Origin of the sequence: Streptococcus sp. HMSC065C01 (genome assembly GCF_001813525.1) — a bacterium.
Lineage (GTDB): Bacteria > Bacillota > Bacilli > Lactobacillales > Streptococcaceae > Streptococcus > Streptococcus parasanguinis_V.
The window spans coordinates 32,355-51,462 of record NZ_KV812837.1 but is presented as its reverse complement, the minus strand read 5'-3'; the positions used below and the strand labels follow the sequence as shown (position 1 = coordinate 51,462).

The following is a 19,108-nucleotide window of genomic DNA, read 5'->3' as shown; positions in this document are numbered from 1 at the left end:
TACCGATTTCTGTCCCACTCTCTATTTTTCGATGATGACTGGGCCATCTGGTGTCCCTACAATCACTTTTGAAATCATGTTCAAGAATAAACCGTGCTCGACAACCCCGACGGTGTGATCCAATTCATTGGCTAGAGCTTCTGCATCCTCGATCACCTTGAGATCCAAGTCAATGATAAAGTTGCCTTGGTCGGTGACAAAACGTTGATCATCCGCGAGACGGAAAGCAGGATGGTAACCCTTTTGCTCAAAATGACGGAAAAGATTTTCAGCCCCGTATTGCACTACTTCCACTGGAAGTTTGAAAGCCCCAAGAGTTGCGACTTGTTTGGATTCATCCACGATCCAAATGCAATCTTTTGAATTGGTTGCGACGATTTTTTCCATGAGGAGAGCCCCACCGCCACCTTTGATCCCGTTCAATTGAGGATCCACTTCATCTGCGCCATCCACTGTCACATCGACCACTTCGACATCGTCGATAGCCTTGAGCGGGATGCCTAAACTTTCAGCCTGATCATAGGTCACACTTGAAGTTGTGACAGCTGTGATCTGCAAGCCTTCTTCTTTGATGCGACGACCCAATTCAGCCACAAAATAATAAGCAGTTGACCCTGTACCGAGACCGACAATCATGCCGTCTTTGACAAACTCAGCCGCTTTAATTCCTACCTGTTCTTTTAGGTTTACCATCATAGACCTCCTTTTATATTCTCTTACAGTATAGCATATTCTGTAAGAGATTTCACTAATTATTTGAAAACCTTTCCATCTTTTAGTTCTAAAAGCAAAACCTTGCCCGTCCGCTGACTTTACGATAGAATAGAGATGAATCTACAGGAAAAGAGAAATGACATGATTACTAAAGAATTTGATACCATCGCTGCCATCTCGACTCCTCTCGGTGAGGGGGCGATAGGGATCGTCCGCTTGAGCGGGACAGACAGCTTTGCCATTGCGCAAAAGATCTTTAAAGGAAAATATTTGAGCAGCGTTGCTAGCCACACGCTCAACTACGGTCATATCGTAGATCCTGATAAGGACGAGATTCTCGACGAAGTCATGGTTGGAGCCATGCGCTCGCCGAAGACCTTCACCCGTGAGGACATCATCGAGATCAACACCCACGGCGGGATTGCCGTAACCAATGAAATCCTGCAATTGGTCATCCGTGAAGGAGCTCGTCTTGCAGAACCTGGTGAGTTTACCAAGCGGGCCTTTCTGAACGGTCGGGTCGATTTAACCCAAGCCGAAGCCGTCATGGACATTATCCGCGCCAAGACCGATAAAGCAATGAACATCGCCGTTAAGCAACTAGATGGTTCCCTGTCTGACCTCATCAACAACACGCGCCAAGAGATCCTCAATACCCTTGCCCAGGTCGAAGTCAATATAGACTATCCTGAGTACGATGATGTCGAAGAAGCAACCACTGAGATCATCCGTGAAAAGACCACTGAGTTTGAAGCCCTCTTGACCAACCTCCTCAAGACTGCCCGTCGCGGTAAGATCTTGCGTGAAGGGATTTCTACTGCTATCATCGGTCGTCCAAACGTCGGCAAGTCTAGCCTCCTCAATAATCTTCTTCGCGAAGAAAAAGCCATCGTGACCGATATCGAAGGAACCACCCGGGACGTTATCGAGGAATACGTCAACATCAACGGCGTTCCCCTCAAACTAGTCGATACGGCCGGGATCCGGGAAACCGAGGACATCGTGGAGCAAATCGGTGTCGAGCGGTCGAAAAAAGCCCTCAAGGAAGCTGATCTGGTCCTCCTCGTTCTCAATGCCAGCGAGCCCTTGACTGATCAAGATCGCCAACTCCTTGAGATCTCACAAGATAGCAACCGCATCATCCTCCTCAACAAGGTCGACCTCCCAGAGAAGATCGAAATCGACCAACTGCCGGAAGATTACATCAAGATCTCCGTTCTGAAAAACCAAAACATCGATCAAATCGAAGACCGGATCAACGCCCTCTTCTTCGAAAATGCTGGGCTGGTTGAGCAAGATGCGACGTATCTTTCTAATGCCCGTCACATCTCCCTCATCGAAAAAGCTGTTGAAAGCCTCCAAGCGGTCAACGAAGGCTTGGCTCTCGGTATGCCAGTCGACCTGCTCCAAGTCGATCTCACCCGAACTTGGGAAATCCTAGGAGAAATCACAGGGGATGCTGCTCCAGATGAGCTCATTACCCAACTCTTCAGCCAGTTCTGTCTTGGAAAATAACAAAAATGCGTATGTGTGCAAACATACGCATTATTTTTTTATTTTCCTTGTTCTAATCGCTCGACGGTTTGATAAGCTTGGTAGATCAGGAAGAGCCCAGTAGCATTCAAGACTGGAATCGCAATCGGCAACTCGGTCACGATTTGTGAGAAGGGTGAATTTCCAACAAAATGGAGTCCGAACCCAGCTACTATGTATCCCCAGCCTACTAGACGTAAATCCTTGCGTCCTCTGCTTGCTTGGACAATTAGGAAGAGCCCCAGCATAACAAGTCCTGTGTAGACCCAGTGAGACATAGGCGCATTAGCCACACGACCGAGAATTCCTGACACCGTGTAAGAGAAACCTTCCGGTAGGTCCTGACGGATATAGGCAAAGTCCTCCACGATCTGGAAACCAAGACCAGAGGCAATAGCCAAGAGGAAGATTGACTTGATGCGACGGACGCTGAACAAATAGAGGACAAAGAAGATAGGAATCAACTTAAAGGGTTCCTCAAAGAGTGGCGCAGCGATGGCACTCTCGTACTGGTTCCAAAAGTCGCTATTTGGAGCGATCGCTTGAATCATGTCATGGAAATAGGTATTGGCAAAGCTAGACAACCAACCGGCAACAAAGCCCCCTCCTAATAAAGAAAAGAGAACCGGTACCCAAGACAACTTCCACTTCTTCGCAAAATGAAAGAGAGCCCAAACAGCAGGAAGTGCATAAACCAAAAGGATCAGGGTAGAAAGTCCCACAATCCCGTACTGACTACCAGACATCCAGCCTTCTGTCAGTGACTGGGTCTCATAGGCTAGGCCGATCGCTAGCAAGAGTAAATAGAGAAACAAAATCGATTTGCGTTTCATAAAAGACCTTTCTAAAGTGAAATGAAAAAGGCTGGAAGCCCAGTCTTTTCCGAGTACTATCATTGTAACAGGATCAGCTTAAAAAAACAATAAATGTGGATTCGTGAGAAAAATGTAAAACGTAGATGGCGACAGATGGTTAACTAAATTTAGTTACTTAATCACCAAAGCTCCATTTTCCTCCGTTGCCAAGAGCTTCTCATCTTTATCATATATTTTAAGTTTTATACTGCTTGGTGTTTTTTGAGTTGCATTGTATTGCTTTACTATCTCTTCTTTTAAATCAAAAAGCGTCTTACAATAATCTTTTGGATTTATATTTGCTAAAGATAGCATATTTTCTGATACAGAGAAGACAAGGATCAGATACTCTTCATTATAATACACTCTCGCTATCTCATTTTCGCCATTGATTTGATTTTGAAGCATATAAGCAAATACTACATTAGGTTTTTCATTTCCAACCAATGAGGTAGGGGCTTGATTCATCCCTTTGACCACTGATTCTTTACTTTCCTTTGTAGAATCTTTTACATTCTGTTCAGTAGACTGCTCTTTTTTGTCTTCATTCTTCACTTCTTTTTGCGCGCACGATGACAGAAATAGCGAGAGAATGGTCATTGTAGCAAACATAGTTTTTTTCATAGATTTTCTCCTTTTATTTTTACAAGTAGAAAACGACCTGTAATTGACCAAAATTGCATAAGCTTCCTGTAAAAGATATACCAAACCTTTAATCTTATAACCTAATAGGTCATTAGATCTTTAATAGTTTAAAAAATTTTATCTAATATTATTCTACCATAATCTCTCTTACTTCAGTACTGCAAGAATCTGACGAATCATGTCTGGATCCCCGTCTGGCAATGTCACCGTTTCAGCATGGTCCAAGATTCCTTGGGTAAATTGCGTCATAAACTCTTCACTATTAAGCTCATCCGCAGACTGTTGCCAATGACTCGGAACAGGATAGATCGTCACCGTCCCATCACCGTTGGATGCATAAGTCACATGACCTTCTGCAGAAATTGGTGTAAACAACTGACGAACATCTTTAGGATAGTCAACTCCTAGCCCACCAAAGTAAATTTTTGTACCAGCACTCTTTTCATTAATACTCAATTCTGTCGGTACAGACTTGATCACATAAGCCCAGACACGCGCAGCTTCGACCTGAGCATCGGTGTAGCCTGGATAATCATTCTTATCCGCCTTCTTCGAAGACTTGACCTCACCATCCGATCGAGTATTCCACTTCTTGGCCTTACTGGTCTTTGTCGTACTACTGCTATCGTCTGTATCTGCTTGCTCCCGATCTTTCGGTTGCTCTTTCTTGCGATAGTAGTAATTATCATCATCACCATAAGCCGGTGACTGACCAGCCCAGATCCGATCCTTGGACTTATCCGAAGCATCGTCTTTGCCCGCTTTCTGACCTTTTGGAAGGAGCAAGAGACCGTAGCCTCCAACACCCGACTTGGCACTAACCGTCATCTCAGCGATCTGGTCCTTCTGCTTAAAGCTCGATGCATCAAGCTCGACATCCTCGCTGACCAAGCCCTTATCATCAAAGATCAGCTCATTGCCACGACCATCGATCCAAGTCCCCTTGATACTCGAGTAGTCCTTAGCCTTGATGGCTTTCAAATCCATACCAGACTGTTTCTTTTCCGAAGTGCTGGTCTGCTTGGTATCCGAACTCTTAGGCGACACCGTCCTCTGAGGACGACCACACGAAGCCAAGACCAAAGCAGAAAGCACAATTACCAAACCTTTTTTCATATCAATCTCCCTTCACACACCTACTATTTTAGAAAAATAAGAAAGGAGAGTCAAAGAAAAAGCGGAGGGGAGAATCAATTAATGACCTAAAAGTCTGTAAAATTATGATTTGAATTTCTCAAGAAAAAGAAGCTCAATGTATCGAGCTCCTAGACCATCATTTTTTTGTTTTTCTTGTTTTGGGACTGTTCGAAACAACAAAGCTCTATAACTAGAAACATTGATACTATCAACTCCACACATCCCACATAGACAGTTTCCCTTATGTTTTTTAATATTCTTCAAAACTAAATCTTATACAAATTATTTAATTTTTCTAACTCTAATATTTTCATACATACTTCTACTCCAGTAACTACCCCCTTGCTATGAATAAATCCACAAGAAAACACAATCCTCTCCTTACTCAAAATATTTGTCAAAACTACTAATGATTCTAAAACATAATCCTCTATTGTAATAAAACTATTATTTTCATCTTTCAAAAACTTTATAAATCCAATATCCTTACACCTATCACCAAAATAAAACCTAAGTGATTTTAAATAATAATCAAAAAACACATCACTCTCCATAGAAAATCCCTTCATTTTTAAAATATTCTATTATATCATACAAAAAATAAGTTTTGTGACCATTCGAAACAACACAGCAAGTTAAAATAAGGCTTTGTCCGTATCCGACTTGAAAAAGTGTGCACCGATTCGGTGCCTTTTTTTGTCTTGTTTTATTTATCTCTAATCGGTCATTATATTAACTTTATTTTACTCCTTCCTTCTTCAAAAATCAATTCATTATATTTAGATATTCCATCACTTGTTAACTTTAAATTTACAAAAATTCGCATTCACGAGTTACTTTAGATGGTGGATAAACTCCTATTTATATAACATTTCCCATTTATTTTCTGTAGAGACTTTCCGCTGTGAAAAAAGTGCCCTAGGCTCAAGAATTAGTCACGGAACTTCTACGATTTCTAGTATCCCAAAAATGTTTTTGAGCTAATCATTGTCAATTATGTACTTTATTTAAGTGAAAACTAAAAATTTTTCAATTGTACATTCATACAAAAACACGGCTCATGAATCATGGCCATGTTATATTTTACTTAAGCTAGTTAGCTAGTTCTCTTAGTTAATATTTACTTACCTTTTATTTGCTTTAAGTCCTTTATCTCTTTTAGAATACTAAAAATATATAAACTAAATAGAACTATACCTAAAAAAGATAAAACAAAGAAACCAGACGTAATTTTTTCGCCTCTAACAGCTAGTACTCCAAGGGAAAAAATACCGATAGCCATTATGGAAATTATGAGGTAAACCACAAGTAAATCATGTAAAACTTATAAAGATAACAAAAGGACTTATTTTTTTGTTTAGGCTTATCCTTCCATTTTAAGTAAAAGAAATAAGGTGTATTAATAATTAAAATAAATAGAAATTTCATCTCTAGTACAACCTTCCATCTTATTCCCCTTAATCAAATACATAATTTATAGCATATTAAAACTTTTTATTTAGGCAAACTAATAACAAAAACTACATGCCAAATCATCGATTAATCAATTCCTCAATTTCCTTTATCGCTTCAAACTCTCCAACACTTTCGAAAAGTTCTATAGCTCGTTTGAAATGTCTATTGGATAATTCCGTATCTTCCAAGGCTAAATAGATTTCACCTAACCCTCTATAGCTACAAGCTTGAGAAATCACGTCATCAGTCTCTAAAGATTGTTCCAGTGATAGATTCATGAATGTAAGTGCTTCATCAAGGTTGTTAAATTTTAATCTCACATAACCTTGTTCGTAGTTATTCACAGCTTTCTTTAAATTATCATTTGGAAAATGCTCTTCAACTATCTTCTCTTCATCTTCAATGAGTTTTAAAACCTTATGAAAATCACCCTGATCTCTGTAGATCATCGCTAATTGATGTAATCCAATATGTTCATTTTCTTTATCTTCATTTAGTTGAGCTAATAAAATGTATTTCTCAAAAATATGTGTACATGAAACATAGTCTTTTTCTGCTAACAATAAATATCCCATCAGATTTAAAAGGCTAAAATCTGTACAGGCATCAATAGAAAAATCTTGTTCAACCAATTTTTTTGCTTCTGATATTTTTCCTTCCAGAAACAAGTCCCAAGCCACATCAATTTTAGAAACCATCTATTTTCCCCCTTACCTATAAACAACCTTCATAAAATAAAATCACTCAATAAGAATATTCTAAATCCTATCTTTATAAATTTAATCCACTAGGCTAAAGTATAGCAAAAAGCCCAAATAACTACTATTTGGGCAAAATGTTACTTAGTTTCTTTTTAAACGAGCAATGAGTAACTTAATAAGATAAGCTAGAACTACAAGTGATAATAGAAAGAAAATAGAATAAATAAAATAGATTTGCATATCTGCCACCTCCTAAATAAAAGAGATAAGCCATCTTTTCCTCAATATCATTGTACTCCCGTTTGAAAGCGGTGTCAAGTGGTATGATAAATAGTACTAGCACCTATTGTGAATTTAAAACCTATAAAAAGCAAAATAAATCAATCTGTTTCATTTTGAAATCCTTTAACGCTTGTAAAATATATCCTATTTTAGAAGAGGTACGTAAGAAGTTATCAATTTAGATAATATCAAAGCAAGAGAGAAATATAATTAGTAAACATAAATACAATTTTTTTTTACATTTTTTATTATACTTTTATTAGTAAAATTGATAAAATCTTAATTAACAAAAATTATGGTTTATCTAATATTCCAATTACCTTACAACACAGGTTGATTGAATAGGATTAGATAACCGAAGCAATGTTGAAACGAATGGAGGGGATTAATATTAAGAATTTAATAAGTGATAAAATGTCTAATAGACAAATCATCAAAGACTTTATTAGTAGTTTTATTAGTTCTTTAAGTGGAAAAGCTTTTAATTTTGCTTTAGGATTAATGTTACTGGACCAAACAAAATCGGCAATGAGTTTTGGAATCAATATGATTATCTATCCTTTAGTTAGTTTAATTTTCTTAGTTCCAATCGGTAATTTAGTAGACAGATACCGTCATAAAAAGATCTTAATTTATAATTTTATCTTTAGGCTTTTAGTCTTTCTTCTGTTTTATGCTTTTTATTTTTTAACGAATTCATCTACTATATTATACCTCGTAATCCCGTTTGTCGTACTCCACTCTATTACAGTCAACATCAATGATACTTGTTATTCAGCCTCTATCCACGAGTTAGTAAACGATAAAAAAATTCAACGATTAAGTTCTGTTACACAAACCGCCATTGCTATCGCAACCATGCTTTCCCCAGCTATTGGAGTCATTCTTTATAATTGGTTAGGCTTCTCAGGCTTTATTCTTATAGAAATCATTGCAAATATCCTTTCTTTAGGTGTCTTACTTACCATGAAATTCTTCTATGAACATGAAGAGCAAGAAGCTAAGATTAAACAGAATGAAAAGCATCAACAGGGGTTCAAAGAAATTATCCAATTTTTAAAAGAAAATCAGATTGTAAAATATATTATTCTAGTTAGTGTTGTACTGAATTTTTTCTATACTTCCATTAGCATTGGAGTGCCATTTGTAGTCAAAGAGCAACTCTTATTAGATAATGCAACAGTAGGTATCCTAGAAACAATGTCTGCAGTTGGAATGTTATTAGCCAGTGTGTCTATGTCACTATTGCCAGACAAAAAAGAAAATAATACACTTCTTTCTAATAGAATTCGCATTCCACTTTTTCTTCTAACCATCGCTATCGTTGGTTTGGGTATTACATTTTCAACTACTAACACCCAAGTGATTATTTCTTCCGTTGGCGGTTTATTTATGGGAATTATAGCATTTACTCTTGTTATTCTAAATATTGTCGTCATGACCTATCTTCAAAGTAGTATTGAAACAAATTATTTAGGAAGAGTAATGAGTACTTTGTTCACACTAAATACGTCTATCATGCCGATAGGTACCATTGTATTTACTTATCTATTTCAAAAGGACATAAACGGAGGTCTGATATTCATATTTGGAGGTGTTTCTCTCCTGATCTATACCATGATAATGTTACCTCGAATATATAGAATACTCCAAAAAGAACACATTTATTGACATTGAAACAAAAGCAGTACTAAAACGTAAAACGAAAAAGACAAGGATAAAACACCTTGTCTTTTTTTAAATACTAACAATGGGACTTTTTTCATAATTTAGCACCTTTTTAGTAACCTGTTCAAGATACGGATGTATAGTCCAGATAAAGACAATACAAATTAGATTACGTCTATCTATTTACTTACCTTTTATTTGCTTTAATTCCTTTATCTCTTTTAGAATACTAAAAATATATAAACTAAATAGAATTACACCTAAGGAAAGTCTCGAAAGAGGAATTTCTATTCAATTAGAAAATCCCTCTTCGTCATAAATTTATGTCCCCTGCCGGAATCGAACCAGCAACTACTCCTTAGGAGGGAGTTGTTATATCCATTGAACTAAGGGGACCGATAAAAAAAGAAGCGAGATCACTCCCGCCTCCTTGTTCGTCTTAACGACGGATTTCTTTAATACGAGCTGCTTTACCTTGCAATGCACGAAGGTAGTACAATTTCGCACGACGTACTTTACCGTAACGTACAACTTCAATCTTTTCTACACGTGGAGTGTGTACTGGGAATGTACGTTCAACACCGACACCGTTAGAGATTTTACGAACAGTGTACATTTCAGTGTGTCCTTGACCTTTACGAGCGATAACAACGCCTTCAAAGATCTGGATACGTTCACGAGATCCTTCGACAACTTTCGCGTGTACACGAACAGTGTCACCAGGACGGAATGCAGGGATATCAGTACGAAGTTGACCTTCAGTCAAGCTTTGGATTAATGGATTCATTTTATTCTCCTATCTTCGTCAATCTTGAGGGACCTCCCTCAGCGGATAAACTGTATTTTTGTGCTTCCATTACGCACAGAAACTATCATATCAGATAATTTCAGGTTTGTAAAGCTCTTTTCTCTACTTTTTCGCAACTTTTTGACCGGAATAAATGCTCCACTCTTTTGGCAGGCAATAGGCGATGGCGCAAGCAATGACAAAGAATGGCAGATTGGCATAGCCAAAGACTTCTCCTCCGATCAAGATCGGTGCGAGCAAGGTCGTCGTCGCACTGCCAAAGACACTGGCATAACCAATAGCGGCCACGACTAAGACTGGTAAGCCCAACATAGGAGCGAGAAAGACTCCAAGCGTAGCTCCGATTGCAAAGAGCGGTGTCACTTCTCCTCCTTGGTATCCAGCAGAGATGGTCACCACGGTAAAGAGGAGCTTCAAGATCCAGTCATAACTCTGCGCACTGCCCTGATGAAAAGCAACATCAATCAGATTGGTACCTAGTCCACTATAAGTGCCGACCTTGGTCAGCTGGAGGGTCAAGAGGACCAAGCTGAGTCCAGCCCCTATAAGGGCAATCCGGATATAAGGATTAGGCAAGACTTGAGCGACGGTTTTCTTCAACCAGGAAAGGCTAACTGCAAAGAGTTTCCCAGCGAGGCCAAAAGCTAGGCCAAGAAGGGCAACTTTGATCAAGGTTTCTGGTGTCCAGCTCAGCGTTTCTCTTAGCGGCACAGCAAATTTCTCTAAACCAAGGGCATGAGAGGTGAAACTAGCCACGATTGAAGCGATGAGGGCAGGATAGAGAGCCATCAACTGCAACTCCCCAACTGTCAAGACTTCAAGGGCAAAGAAGGTTGCTGCCAGTGGCGTCTGAAAGAGCCCCGCAAAACCAGCTGCCATCCCAGTCATGAGAAAGATACGCGAAGCATCTGGAATCTTGATATGACGGGCAAAACGATGCGAAAGCGTCGCTCCGATCTGGACTGCTACACCTTCCCGACCGACCGAACCACCAAAGAGATGGCTCATCCAGGTCGTCAGCATGATCAAAGGCACCAAGACCAAGGGGATTTTCTCCTCACGCGCGTGTCCGACATCAAAGATGAGGCCCATCCCTTTTGAAGCCTTGCCACCAAAACGTTTATAAAGATAAACAATGACAAGCCCCGCTAAGGCCAGAAAAAGAATCAAAGGCCAATGCTGGCTTCGGACATCTCCAATCAGGAGCAATCCTTGACCAAAAATCATGTCAATGGCACCAACCAAGAGACCAATGAAAAGCGCCATCCCTGTTAGGACCACATACTGTTGTACTTTTTGCTTGATAGATAGACTAGTCACGCGCCCTCACCTCCTCTTGGAAGTCTCTCGAGCGCTTCATCATATCTTGAAACTGAGCTTGAATAGTCGCCCGATACTGCTCCTCCGTCACGAGAGAGCCGACTTTCTCAAGTACTTCTCTCTCCCTTCTCTGATCGAGCACAGGTAAACTCTGTTGCTCCTTATATTCTACAATTTGACCGACACAGACCATCCGTCTTTCCAGTAAGGCTACTAGCTCTTGATCGATCTGGTCAATGTCCTTACGAATCTGATCTAAATCCATGTGTCTCCTCTTTATTTTGGATATAAATCGAAGCTGTAATCCATCGATCCAGCCTCATTGTCATTAATTTGCTTTTGCTACAAGTTCTTCTGCAAAGGCTTCTAATTTTTCAATGTCTTCGTCTTCTGCAGACAAATCAACTTTGACACACTCAGAACCTTTTTCAGCACCAGTCGCAGCGAAGCAACGGTCGAAATCATCAACTGCTTTACAGAATTCATCGTAGAAGGTATCACCTGATCCTACCACACCGTAAAGTTTGCCTTTGAGATCAAGGCCAGCCAAATCTTCGTAGAAATCTTGGATCTCATCTGGAAGCTCTCCATCACCGTATGTATAAGTCGCTACCACTGCGATATCTGCTTCAAGGAAGTCCTCCGCATCCACAGTTGTACACTCATCCACATCTACTTCGACACCAAGATCACGGAATTTGTCCGCTACGATATCAGCAATTTCTTCAGTATTTCCAGTCATACTAGCAAAAACAATTTTCGCTACAGTCATAATTTCCTCCCAAAATCTATTTTCCGTATTATACCATTTTTTCAAGCATTTTGCACGAAACCATTCCCGAGAAGGTGAAAGAAGGGACACGTTTCAAGAATTTGGACCGATTCAACCTAATCACCCTCATTTTCCATTTGAATTTCTTTAATATCTTTGATTTCTTCATCCAATTTCTTATCAAAATCAGCCTTATTTTTAAATGGGTAAGAGTAGGTACGCCAAGTGTACCATTTTAAGCCTTCTTCACCCTTATAGTACCACTCGATTCTAGTAGGTAAAAACTCTTTGTTGTAGGTGATACGGACTTTGGAAAACTGACTATCCTTGATAGAATATCTACCTTCAAATTCAGGCGGTTGTTTTTCTTCTAATAATTTTTTATTGATGAATGAATCAGTTGAACGAGTGATTTGATAGTTGGAATCTTTTATATCTTTAATATTCATTTGGTGATTTAAAAGTGCTGAAGTGAGCTCAATATCCAAAGCTCTTTTATAATACTCCGCAGCACTATATTCCTGACTACCACCATACAATTTATTATTTTTTATTGCAGCTCCATGGTAATAAAAAAATTCTTTTTCTTTTAAATCAAAACCCGCACTGATTGATTCCTTGTTATCATCACCAGACAAGATGTGTGTCTCTATAAACCTTTGCTTCTCTATAATAGACTTTGAATTCTCTTGAATCTTACCTCTTTGAACAACTATGAAAATACTAGCTATAGTAAGCAATAAAAGAATTAACAATAGGAAAGATTTTAGACTGAATAATCTCTTTTTAATTAATTTCATATATCTCTCATTCTAGCAAAATATCCATCTAAAAGGAAGTGTCTTCCTAACAATAAAGCTGAGCCTTTACTATGCTCAGCTTTATTTCAAATCTGGGTTAATCCCCCTTGTTCTCTTCTTGAATTGCTTTAATAGTTTCGATTTCTTCATCCAATCTCTTATCAAAATCAGACTTATTTTTGAAAGGATACGAATATGTGCGCCAAGTGTACCATTTTAGCCCTTCTTCACCCTTATAGTACCACTCTATTCTAGTAGGTAAAAACTCTTTGTTGTAGGTGATGCGGACCTTGGTGAATTGCCTTTTTTTTCGATATTTGTATTGAAGCTCAAATTCAGGAGGATATTTTTCCTTTAGCAACTTTTTATTGGCTAAAGATTCTGGTGAACGCGTGATTTGGTAATTGTTCTTTTTGATTTCTTCGGTGGTAACTTTTATATTCATTAGTATAGACGAAATCTCTTCATTCAAAGCAGTACGATAATACTCCTTCATCTCGTAGTTGCCTTTTCCACCATATAGAATACCATCCTTGATAGCTGATGAATATGAAAAAAATAACTCTCGATCTTTTAGATCAAATCCTGCTCCTACATTGTTGCCTTGACCTAAATCATCTTGATTTTGAATAAAAACAAATCGCTGCTTCTGCAAAATATCATAAGCATCCGTTCGGGACCGACAGAAAGAATAAAAGAAATATACAAGGACAGCAGCTACCGCAAGTGCAATAAATAACAGCTTATAACGCAATTTTCTCATACGGCCTCCTTCATATTTTTTCATATCTCCCTAACTGGAATTTAATAATTATACTTATCTTATTTTTAAATCAATTTAATAATTAATTTATTATCCGTTTTCCTTCTCCAACTCGTACTCCTCTTTAATATCTTTAATACGCTGGATTTCTTCATCCAGTTTTTTATTAAATTCAGATTCAGTCTTATATGGATATGAAAAACGGCTCCAGGTATACCACTTCAACCCATCTTTCCCTTTAAAATACCATTCAAGTTTGATCGGTAAATAATCTTGATTATAGGTGATCCGAACTTTGGAAAATTGATTCTTTTTATTTATAACTTTGGCTTCAAAATCAGGTGTCTTCCCTTCCTTCACTAGAGATTTAGTAATCAACGATTTCGGATCTCGCTCAATAATAAAGTTTGATTTTTCGATCTCTACCTTCGAAACTTTTAAGTTCAGAATTGCGGAAGTAATATTTCGGTATAAGTCTCTATGATACCTATCGGATGGTTTTTCGTCTGAATAACTACCATATTTTTTCCCATTTTTTACTACTACTTGAGTTTTACTATAAGAATTATTGCTCCTTAAGTCATAGCCATTCTCAAAATAAGATCGATATAAATTTTTATCGTCCGAATCATCCACAACAATAAACCGCTGTTGTTCTAATATGAATTTTGAATCTTCATAGTTATTCCTATTTCTCATTACCATAAATATAATAACTGTAACCATTGTCATTATCAGCATCGCCATTAAGAGAGGCTTTAAATTTATTATACTCTTCCACTTTTTCTTTCTCTGACATTCCTTTTGTCTTTCGTTGCCATGCTTCATAATCTTCATGTCCTCCTTTTCTTACAATATCCGCAAATTGACCTACATGTCCTGTATCTTCATCCACGTCACCCAAATCATCTTCTGAATGAAATTGTTTTTTTGCTTCAGATCGAGTAGCTGGCTCAGGAGTACCACTTACATCAAGCATTCCATGTTTACCTTCGTAAAACTTAGTAACATCTGAATTTTGACCTGTTGAAGGGCCGTAGTTAAAGGACTCCGTATTGGCGATTTCTCTTAATTCTTCATTAGAATATTTTCCTGGATCGGAATCATAACGACCATTTGCTAGTTTGTGCTTGTCATAGGCATCCCATTGACTGTCAAACTCACCGGTATCCAAATTCACAATAAACTCCACCATCCGGGCATTGTTCAAATCTTTTCCTTTAGCTGAATTGCCCTGAGGGACTTGAACCTTCATATTATAGGGACGTTGGAAGCCTTCTGATTCCTTGAAACGGTTATGGAAGTTCGCACCAGTTGTGTAATCAAATTCAATATTATTTTCTTTACCATATGCTAACAGTTTCTCGTAATCATTTGCGCCTTCGTAATGATTGCGAATATAGTAAATTGCATGGCGATCAAGATAATAACGGAAAAAATGAACTTGCTGCCTAAGTAAATCTTTTTTGTAATTAAGATGTTTATCACCGAATGCTTTTACAACATCACGTCTGAAATACATGTTGAAATCACCATGTGGTGGTAGATTCTCTGAAATCTTATGCGTTTTGCTTGTCAAATGCATAAACTGATTACCATCCGTTTCTGCACCTAATTGCTTAAGAACCAGTTCAACTTTCGCTTCTGAATCGAGTTTACTACTAGCATACATTTCTGTATAGATATCTGATCCAATCTCCTTGGTTTCTGCATACAAAGCATCTCTCCTTGCATTTAACTCACTGCCTGTCTTGGCATCAGCAGTTCTTTTTGAAACGCCTTTAACATAACCTTTGATAGCATCCTTATCCCAGCCATCTATTTCTTTAAGATTCACTGATTGTTCACGTAATCCCGTAAGAAATTGGTTATATTCGAACGATGTTACATCCTTTGGTTTCTTTGGCAAATATTCATTTTCAAACTCTTTATTCTTAATCGTTTCATTTACGAGATCAGACCAGGATAAATCCTTTGGAATAGAATACATTCCCGTATTTGGATCCCACGCTACGTTAATTTGATTGACAGCTATTTGAATAGCTTGGGCTAAGATATCAATTTCCCAGAAGATACTTGACGATGATGCATTAAACGCTCTGAGTTTATTTAATTTTTCTTGTAGTTTGTTTCTAGCTGCCTGAAAAATACCATTTAATACATTTAATCCTTGAATCCTTTCTAATCTCTGCAACCGTTGAAAATCTCCAGCACTAGTCGATTTACTAGCAGCGATTTCATTGATCTCTGCATGAAAGATAGCAATCATCCGATCACACTGTTCAATATCAGAAACCAACTTTTCTTCCTGTAAGTCCTCGTCAGCCACCTCCGAGCGATAGGATGCTGGAAGCTTCTTCACACTTTCTTGTGTAGCTTCTGCTAAAGCTACTCCGGCCTCCTTCAATGGCTGGACAACACTTGTCACAAAGCTTCTAAAAGAGTCGTAAGCTTGGCCAGACAAGCGCGAGGCAGAATTTTCTATTTGAGTTAATGATGTTTCTAGTGATTCATAAGCTTTCAATTGTTGCTCAATCATAGTACCTGTGCTACTAGCTTGGCTATCCAAACTACCGCGATAAACTTCAATTCCCATCGTCACACTCCTTTTCAATCATTAATTTTTTCCGTTCATGATAGATATCATTTAAATCATCTTCGACTTTTCTTTTTTGAATAGCTAATTCATCCAGCTCTTCTAAATAACTATTTGAAATTTTTCGCGATTCATGAAGAAATCCCTCTTGAAGTTGGTCAAAAAAATTTCTAGAGGAAGGATAGGATTCAAATGCATCCCATAAATAACGGTGCGCATCAGAGCTATAGCCCTCAAAGCGGTTCAACTCATCTTCCAGATTTCTTTTTTCTCTTACAATTTCTCTTTCTTTTTGGGAAAGTTGGTCTTCTTGTATTCTTAATTCCGATAGTTGTTGATCGTGATTCATCTTCCTACTCTTTCAAGCTATTGATTGCTCGCAGCAGTCGCTTCATCCACTGCTGTAAATCCAATTGAAACACTTTGCAAGTTGGTCCCGATTGATTCAATCGCCGCTGCAATTTCTTCTGTTTTGGTTTTAGCAGTATCAATGGCTTGATGGGCCGCATCATTACCAGATAGTTTGGTTTGTTCATCTTTTGAAGCCGATGCAACTCCCGAAAGTGCATCCCCACTACTTTTTAAAGAAGACGCTAACTCTTGCGCCGTATCAGCATTACTTTTAATTTCAATCATCCTAGTCCCTCCCATACTAAATCTATTTATCCATTCTACCAAAATATTGAACTAATGTAAAACCGCTTCCATAGCTTCTAATTAGTGATAAATGCTTGCTGGATGGGCCTTTCTTATGTTAAAATTGACAGAGAAAATGAGGTAATGTATGAACGTAATGAATGAAATTCTTGAAAAGATTCAAGCTTATGACACGATTATTATCCACCGTCATCAGAATCCGGATCCGGATGCGATTGGTAGCCAGGTGGGCTTGCGGGACCTCCTACGTGCGCACTTCCCTCAAAAGCGGGTCTTGGCAACTGGCTATGATGAATCGACCTTGACTTGGCTTGCTGAGATGGATACTGTCAGCGATGAGGATTATAATGGAGCTTTGGTGATTGTCTGTGATACGGCCAATACTCCCCGCATCGATGACAAGCGCTATACGAACGGTGATTTCCTGATCAAGATCGACCACCACCCAAATGACGATGCATATGGCGATCTGCTCTGGGTTGATACAGACTCAAGCTCTACCAGTGAGCTGATTGCACTTTTTGCTAAGGAATTGGATCTCGAACTCCCGGTTAGTGCTGCGCGTCTCCTCTATGCAGGGATTGTCGGCGATACGGGTCGCTTCCTTTATCCTGCTACTTCAACTCGGACCTTTGAGATCGCTGCCTATCTTCGAAGCATTCCTTTTGATTTTACTGCCCTTGCTCGTCAAATGGATACGATCAATCTCAAGACGGCTAAGCTTCAAGGCTATGTCTACGACCATCTCGAGATCGATGAACATGGCGCTGCGCGTGTGACCCTAACACAAGAACTCTTGAAGAAATTTGATCTACGTGATTCAGAGACTGCTGCAATTGTCGGAGCTCCTGGACGCATCGATACCGTATCTGTTTGGGCTATCTTTGTTGAGCAGGCCGACGGTCACTTCCGTGTCCGGATGCGTAGCAAACGCAAAGTGATCAACGAAATTGCTAAACGCCATAACGGTGGTGGCCATCCACTAGCGAGTGGAGCCAACTCCTACTCTCTTGAGGAAAACGACCAAATCTACAAAGAGCTACAAGAAGTGGCACGCACAAACGAAGGCTGAGAACGGTTTCTCAGCCTTTTTATCTTGGTCACGGGGTTTTCATTTGATATTTCTTATGGTAAAATAAAGCTAATAAATTTTAAGGAGACTTATTATGGAAAAAAATCGTTTGTTTATCATTATCTCTGCTGCGGTAGCGATTCTTAGCTCTTTCTTGCCATGGGCAAGCCTGAATGCTGGTGCCTTTGGTTCATACAGCTGGAATGGCCTTCGCGGAGATGGATGGTTCGTTATTATCTTCGCAGTCGTTGCGATTGTCCTTGCTTGCTTGAACGATGTAAAATCTTCACTACCAAAAGGTTTTGCAATTGGTGTTATCGTAGCAGGAGCTCTCTCAACTATCGTAACATTGATCGATGTCTTCGGTGTGAACAAGTACGCTGTTGACTTCAATGGTTATGGCGTTTCAATTGGCTTTGGTTTGATCCTTGCTTTAATCGCATCAATCGCTATTGTTGTAACTGGTCTCTTGGCGATGTCAGGTGGTAAAATCACAAAAGGAACCTTCGAAGAACTTGCTGAATCTGGTAAAGGATTTGCACAAACAGTTGGACGTGTGACAACTACTACAGTTAAAACTGCAGTAGATGAAATCAAAAAAGAATCACACGAACACACTGAAGAAAAAGCTGATCAACCAGTAGAAGCACCAAAAGATCCAAATCAATCTGAACAATAATAAGATTAGAATCACCTTGGCTTAGCCAAGGTGTTTTTTTATCAACAAATTTATCATATCTGTTTATTTTCATACTCAGACCATTGTGGTAAAATAAACGTATTACATTCAACATTTAATAAGGAGATAAATATAAATGGAAAAGAATCGTTTGTACGTTATTATTGCCGCTATTGTTGCCATCCTTGGTGCCTGCTCCACTTGGGTTACTTTTAATGGAGGTATTCTTGGATCAACAAGCGCCAAAGGAATTGATGATCCTGCTGGCTGGATCGTGATTATCTGTGGAGTTGTTTCCATTATTGCAGCAGTGGTCTATAAAATGAATGAACCTATGAACCGAATTGCTGCAGAGTGGGTATCAACTGCAGGAGTTTTTTCAACTATTATCACTGTCTATAACCTCGTGGATGTTTACCAAACTTCAGTAAAATTCGGTAACTATGGCTTCTCATTCGGATACGGTTTAATTATGAGTCTTGTTGCTAGTATTGTATTAATCGTCCTAGCTCGTATTGCTGTTGGAATTAGCAAGCATATTGAAGAGCAAGGGTAATCATCAATCAATCGCCTTGGTCCTGCCAAGGTGATTTTTTTGATCATTAATTTAAATAAAATTAGTGAAAATACTTGTCAAGATCCTGGAAATTTG

Annotated in this window: 21 protein-coding genes and 1 tRNA gene; 5 read left to right on the top strand and 17 right to left on the bottom strand. The window is 38.8% G+C overall.

Annotation, left to right across the window (positions count from 1 at the left end; translation table 11 throughout):
• Positions 1 to 21: 21 nt before the first annotated feature.
• Positions 22 to 693: a ribose-5-phosphate isomerase RpiA gene (gene rpiA / locus HMPREF2918_RS02820; RefSeq protein WP_070594529.1), complete on the bottom strand. Its 672-nt coding sequence runs from the start codon at positions 691 to 693 to the stop codon at positions 22 to 24.
• Between the two features lie 162 nt (positions 694 to 855).
• Between rpiA and mnmE the strand changes: the two genes are divergently transcribed.
• Entirely contained in the window at positions 856 to 2,229 is a 1,374-nt protein-coding gene (mnmE, locus tag HMPREF2918_RS02815) for a tRNA uridine-5-carboxymethylaminomethyl(34) synthesis GTPase MnmE (RefSeq protein ID WP_070594528.1), read from the top strand.
• A 38-nt stretch (positions 2,230 to 2,267) separates the two neighbouring features.
• Here mnmE and HMPREF2918_RS02810 read toward each other — a convergent pair whose 3' ends face one another.
• The 5 genes from HMPREF2918_RS02810 to HMPREF2918_RS02790 form a co-directional block, all read right to left on the bottom strand.
• Positions 2,268 to 3,080, bottom strand: coding sequence for a PrsW family glutamic-type intramembrane protease (locus HMPREF2918_RS02810; RefSeq protein ID WP_045759366.1), 813 nt, complete (start codon positions 3,078 to 3,080; stop codon positions 2,268 to 2,270).
• A 153-nt stretch (positions 3,081 to 3,233) separates the two neighbouring features.
• The gene (locus HMPREF2918_RS02805) at positions 3,234 to 3,725 is read right to left on the bottom strand and encodes a hypothetical protein (protein WP_031575757.1); all 492 of its coding nucleotides are present in this window, start codon (positions 3,723 to 3,725) and stop codon (positions 3,234 to 3,236) included.
• A 168-nt stretch (positions 3,726 to 3,893) separates the two neighbouring features.
• A complete protein-coding gene (locus tag HMPREF2918_RS02800; protein ID WP_045759365.1) occupies positions 3,894 to 4,862 on the bottom strand; it encodes a DUF6287 domain-containing protein in 969 nt (322 codons plus the stop codon).
• A 287-nt stretch (positions 4,863 to 5,149) separates the two neighbouring features.
• Positions 5,150 to 5,437 carry a hypothetical protein gene (locus tag HMPREF2918_RS02795; protein ID WP_256263181.1) on the bottom strand — a complete coding sequence of 96 codons (288 nt, stop codon included), beginning with the start codon at positions 5,435 to 5,437 and terminating at the stop codon, positions 5,150 to 5,152.
• 978 nt (positions 5,438 to 6,415) lie between these two features.
• Positions 6,416 to 7,036, bottom strand: a complete 621-nt coding sequence (locus HMPREF2918_RS02790) for a tetratricopeptide repeat protein (protein WP_070594526.1) — start codon at positions 7,034 to 7,036, stop codon at positions 6,416 to 6,418.
• A gap of 648 nt (positions 7,037 to 7,684) precedes the next feature.
• Here HMPREF2918_RS02790 and HMPREF2918_RS02785 point away from each other — a divergent pair.
• Entirely contained in the window at positions 7,685 to 8,992 is a 1,308-nt protein-coding gene (locus HMPREF2918_RS02785; protein ID WP_083307785.1) for an MFS transporter, read from the top strand.
• 321 nt (positions 8,993 to 9,313) lie between these two features.
• Here the strand turns inward: HMPREF2918_RS02785 and HMPREF2918_RS02780 are convergent.
• The 11 genes from HMPREF2918_RS02780 to HMPREF2918_RS02730 all read right to left on the bottom strand — a co-directional run bounded on the left by HMPREF2918_RS02780 (position 9,314) and on the right by HMPREF2918_RS02730 (position 16,684).
• Positions 9,314 to 9,385: transfer RNA gene (locus tag HMPREF2918_RS02780), tRNA-Arg, on the bottom strand.
• Positions 9,386 to 9,428: 43 nt separating this feature from the next.
• Positions 9,429 to 9,776: a 50S ribosomal protein L19 gene (gene rplS / locus HMPREF2918_RS02775; protein ID WP_003003254.1), complete on the bottom strand. Its 348-nt coding sequence runs from the start codon at positions 9,774 to 9,776 to the stop codon at positions 9,429 to 9,431.
• Positions 9,777 to 9,899: 123 nt separating this feature from the next.
• Positions 9,900 to 11,063, bottom strand: coding sequence for a chloride channel protein (locus HMPREF2918_RS02770; protein ID WP_218108100.1), 1,164 nt, complete (start codon positions 11,061 to 11,063; stop codon positions 9,900 to 9,902).
• A 46-nt stretch (positions 11,064 to 11,109) separates the two neighbouring features.
• On the bottom strand, positions 11,110 to 11,382 hold the full coding sequence (locus HMPREF2918_RS02765) for a chorismate mutase (RefSeq protein WP_070594523.1): 273 nt from the start codon (positions 11,380 to 11,382) through the stop codon (positions 11,110 to 11,112).
• A gap of 63 nt (positions 11,383 to 11,445) precedes the next feature.
• The gene (locus HMPREF2918_RS02760) at positions 11,446 to 11,889 is read right to left on the bottom strand and encodes a flavodoxin (RefSeq protein WP_009730912.1); all 444 of its coding nucleotides are present in this window, start codon (positions 11,887 to 11,889) and stop codon (positions 11,446 to 11,448) included.
• Between the two features lie 116 nt (positions 11,890 to 12,005).
• Complete coding sequence (locus tag HMPREF2918_RS11575) at positions 12,006 to 12,689, bottom strand: hypothetical protein (RefSeq protein ID WP_256263180.1); 684 nt, start codon at positions 12,687 to 12,689, stop codon at positions 12,006 to 12,008.
• 97 nt (positions 12,690 to 12,786) lie between these two features.
• On the bottom strand, positions 12,787 to 13,452 hold the full coding sequence (locus HMPREF2918_RS02750; RefSeq protein WP_227223708.1) for a hypothetical protein: 666 nt from the start codon (positions 13,450 to 13,452) through the stop codon (positions 12,787 to 12,789).
• A gap of 90 nt (positions 13,453 to 13,542) precedes the next feature.
• Positions 13,543 to 14,184: a hypothetical protein gene (locus HMPREF2918_RS02745; RefSeq protein WP_227038421.1), complete on the bottom strand. Its 642-nt coding sequence runs from the start codon at positions 14,182 to 14,184 to the stop codon at positions 13,543 to 13,545.
• Positions 14,141 to 16,048 carry a DUF3114 domain-containing protein gene (locus tag HMPREF2918_RS02740; protein ID WP_070594522.1) on the bottom strand — a complete coding sequence of 636 codons (1,908 nt, stop codon included), beginning with the start codon at positions 16,046 to 16,048 and terminating at the stop codon, positions 14,141 to 14,143. The genes HMPREF2918_RS02745 and HMPREF2918_RS02740 overlap by 44 nt, the downstream gene beginning before the upstream one ends.
• Positions 16,038 to 16,397, bottom strand: a complete 360-nt coding sequence (locus HMPREF2918_RS02735) for a DUF3958 family protein (RefSeq protein ID WP_045759360.1) — start codon at positions 16,395 to 16,397, stop codon at positions 16,038 to 16,040. Before HMPREF2918_RS02735 ends, HMPREF2918_RS02740 begins: the two co-directional genes overlap by 11 nt.
• A 17-nt stretch (positions 16,398 to 16,414) precedes the next feature.
• Entirely contained in the window at positions 16,415 to 16,684 is a 270-nt protein-coding gene (locus tag HMPREF2918_RS02730) for a TIGR04197 family type VII secretion effector (protein WP_070594521.1), read from the bottom strand.
• Between the two features lie 148 nt (positions 16,685 to 16,832).
• Here HMPREF2918_RS02730 and HMPREF2918_RS02725 point away from each other — a divergent pair, with 148 nt between their 5' ends.
• The 3 genes from HMPREF2918_RS02725 to HMPREF2918_RS02715 all read left to right on the top strand — a co-directional run bounded on the left by HMPREF2918_RS02725 (position 16,833) and on the right by HMPREF2918_RS02715 (position 19,012).
• A complete protein-coding gene (locus HMPREF2918_RS02725; RefSeq protein WP_070594520.1) occupies positions 16,833 to 17,777 on the top strand; it encodes a DHH family phosphoesterase in 945 nt (314 codons plus the stop codon).
• Positions 17,778 to 17,871: 94 nt separating this feature from the next.
• Complete coding sequence (locus HMPREF2918_RS02720; protein ID WP_070594519.1) at positions 17,872 to 18,456, top strand: DUF5336 domain-containing protein; 585 nt, start codon at positions 17,872 to 17,874, stop codon at positions 18,454 to 18,456.
• A 136-nt stretch (positions 18,457 to 18,592) separates the two neighbouring features.
• Positions 18,593 to 19,012 carry a hypothetical protein gene (locus tag HMPREF2918_RS02715; protein ID WP_070594518.1) on the top strand — a complete coding sequence of 140 codons (420 nt, stop codon included), beginning with the start codon at positions 18,593 to 18,595 and terminating at the stop codon, positions 19,010 to 19,012.
• Positions 19,013 to 19,108: the final 96 nt, after the last annotated feature.

What these genes read in the sequence shown, in the direction of transcription:
- rpiA (WP_070594529.1), bottom strand. Translation starts at nt 693, where the DNA reads ATGGTAAACCTAAAAGAACAGGTAGGAATTAAAGCGGCTGAGTTTGTC.
- mnmE (WP_070594528.1), top strand. Translation starts at nt 856, where the DNA reads ATGATTACTAAAGAATTTGATACCATCGCTGCCATCTCGACTCCTCTC.
- HMPREF2918_RS02810 (WP_045759366.1), bottom strand. Translation starts at nt 3,080, where the DNA reads ATGAAACGCAAATCGATTTTGTTTCTCTATTTACTCTTGCTAGCGATC.
- HMPREF2918_RS02805 (WP_031575757.1), bottom strand. Translation starts at nt 3,725, where the DNA reads ATGAAAAAAACTATGTTTGCTACAATGACCATTCTCTCGCTATTTCTG.
- HMPREF2918_RS02800 (WP_045759365.1), bottom strand. Translation starts at nt 4,862, where the DNA reads ATGAAAAAAGGTTTGGTAATTGTGCTTTCTGCTTTGGTCTTGGCTTCG.
- HMPREF2918_RS02795 (WP_256263181.1), bottom strand. Translation starts at nt 5,437, where the DNA reads ATGGAGAGTGATGTGTTTTTTGATTATTATTTAAAATCACTTAGGTTT.
- HMPREF2918_RS02790 (WP_070594526.1), bottom strand. Translation starts at nt 7,036, where the DNA reads ATGGTTTCTAAAATTGATGTGGCTTGGGACTTGTTTCTGGAAGGAAAA.
- HMPREF2918_RS02785 (WP_083307785.1), top strand. Translation starts at nt 7,685, where the DNA reads ATGTTGAAACGAATGGAGGGGATTAATATTAAGAATTTAATAAGTGAT.
- rplS (WP_003003254.1), bottom strand. Translation starts at nt 9,776, where the DNA reads ATGAATCCATTAATCCAAAGCTTGACTGAAGGTCAACTTCGTACTGAT.
- HMPREF2918_RS02770 (WP_218108100.1), bottom strand. Translation starts at nt 11,063, where the DNA reads ATGGCGCTTTTCATTGGTCTCTTGGTTGGTGCCATTGACATGATTTTT.
- HMPREF2918_RS02765 (WP_070594523.1), bottom strand. Translation starts at nt 11,382, where the DNA reads ATGGATTTAGATCAGATTCGTAAGGACATTGACCAGATCGATCAAGAG.
- HMPREF2918_RS02760 (WP_009730912.1), bottom strand. Translation starts at nt 11,889, where the DNA reads ATGACTGTAGCGAAAATTGTTTTTGCTAGTATGACTGGAAATACTGAA.
- HMPREF2918_RS11575 (WP_256263180.1), bottom strand. Translation starts at nt 12,689, where the DNA reads ATGAAATTAATTAAAAAGAGATTATTCAGTCTAAAATCTTTCCTATTG.
- HMPREF2918_RS02750 (WP_227223708.1), bottom strand. Translation starts at nt 13,452, where the DNA reads ATGAGAAAATTGCGTTATAAGCTGTTATTTATTGCACTTGCGGTAGCT.
- HMPREF2918_RS02745 (WP_227038421.1), bottom strand. Translation starts at nt 14,184, where the DNA reads ATGACAATGGTTACAGTTATTATATTTATGGTAATGAGAAATAGGAAT.
- HMPREF2918_RS02740 (WP_070594522.1), bottom strand. Translation starts at nt 16,048, where the DNA reads ATGGGAATTGAAGTTTATCGCGGTAGTTTGGATAGCCAAGCTAGTAGC.
- HMPREF2918_RS02735 (WP_045759360.1), bottom strand. Translation starts at nt 16,397, where the DNA reads ATGAATCACGATCAACAACTATCGGAATTAAGAATACAAGAAGACCAA.
- HMPREF2918_RS02730 (WP_070594521.1), bottom strand. Translation starts at nt 16,684, where the DNA reads ATGATTGAAATTAAAAGTAATGCTGATACGGCGCAAGAGTTAGCGTCT.
- HMPREF2918_RS02725 (WP_070594520.1), top strand. Translation starts at nt 16,833, where the DNA reads ATGAACGTAATGAATGAAATTCTTGAAAAGATTCAAGCTTATGACACG.
- HMPREF2918_RS02720 (WP_070594519.1), top strand. Translation starts at nt 17,872, where the DNA reads ATGGAAAAAAATCGTTTGTTTATCATTATCTCTGCTGCGGTAGCGATT.
- HMPREF2918_RS02715 (WP_070594518.1), top strand. Translation starts at nt 18,593, where the DNA reads ATGGAAAAGAATCGTTTGTACGTTATTATTGCCGCTATTGTTGCCATC.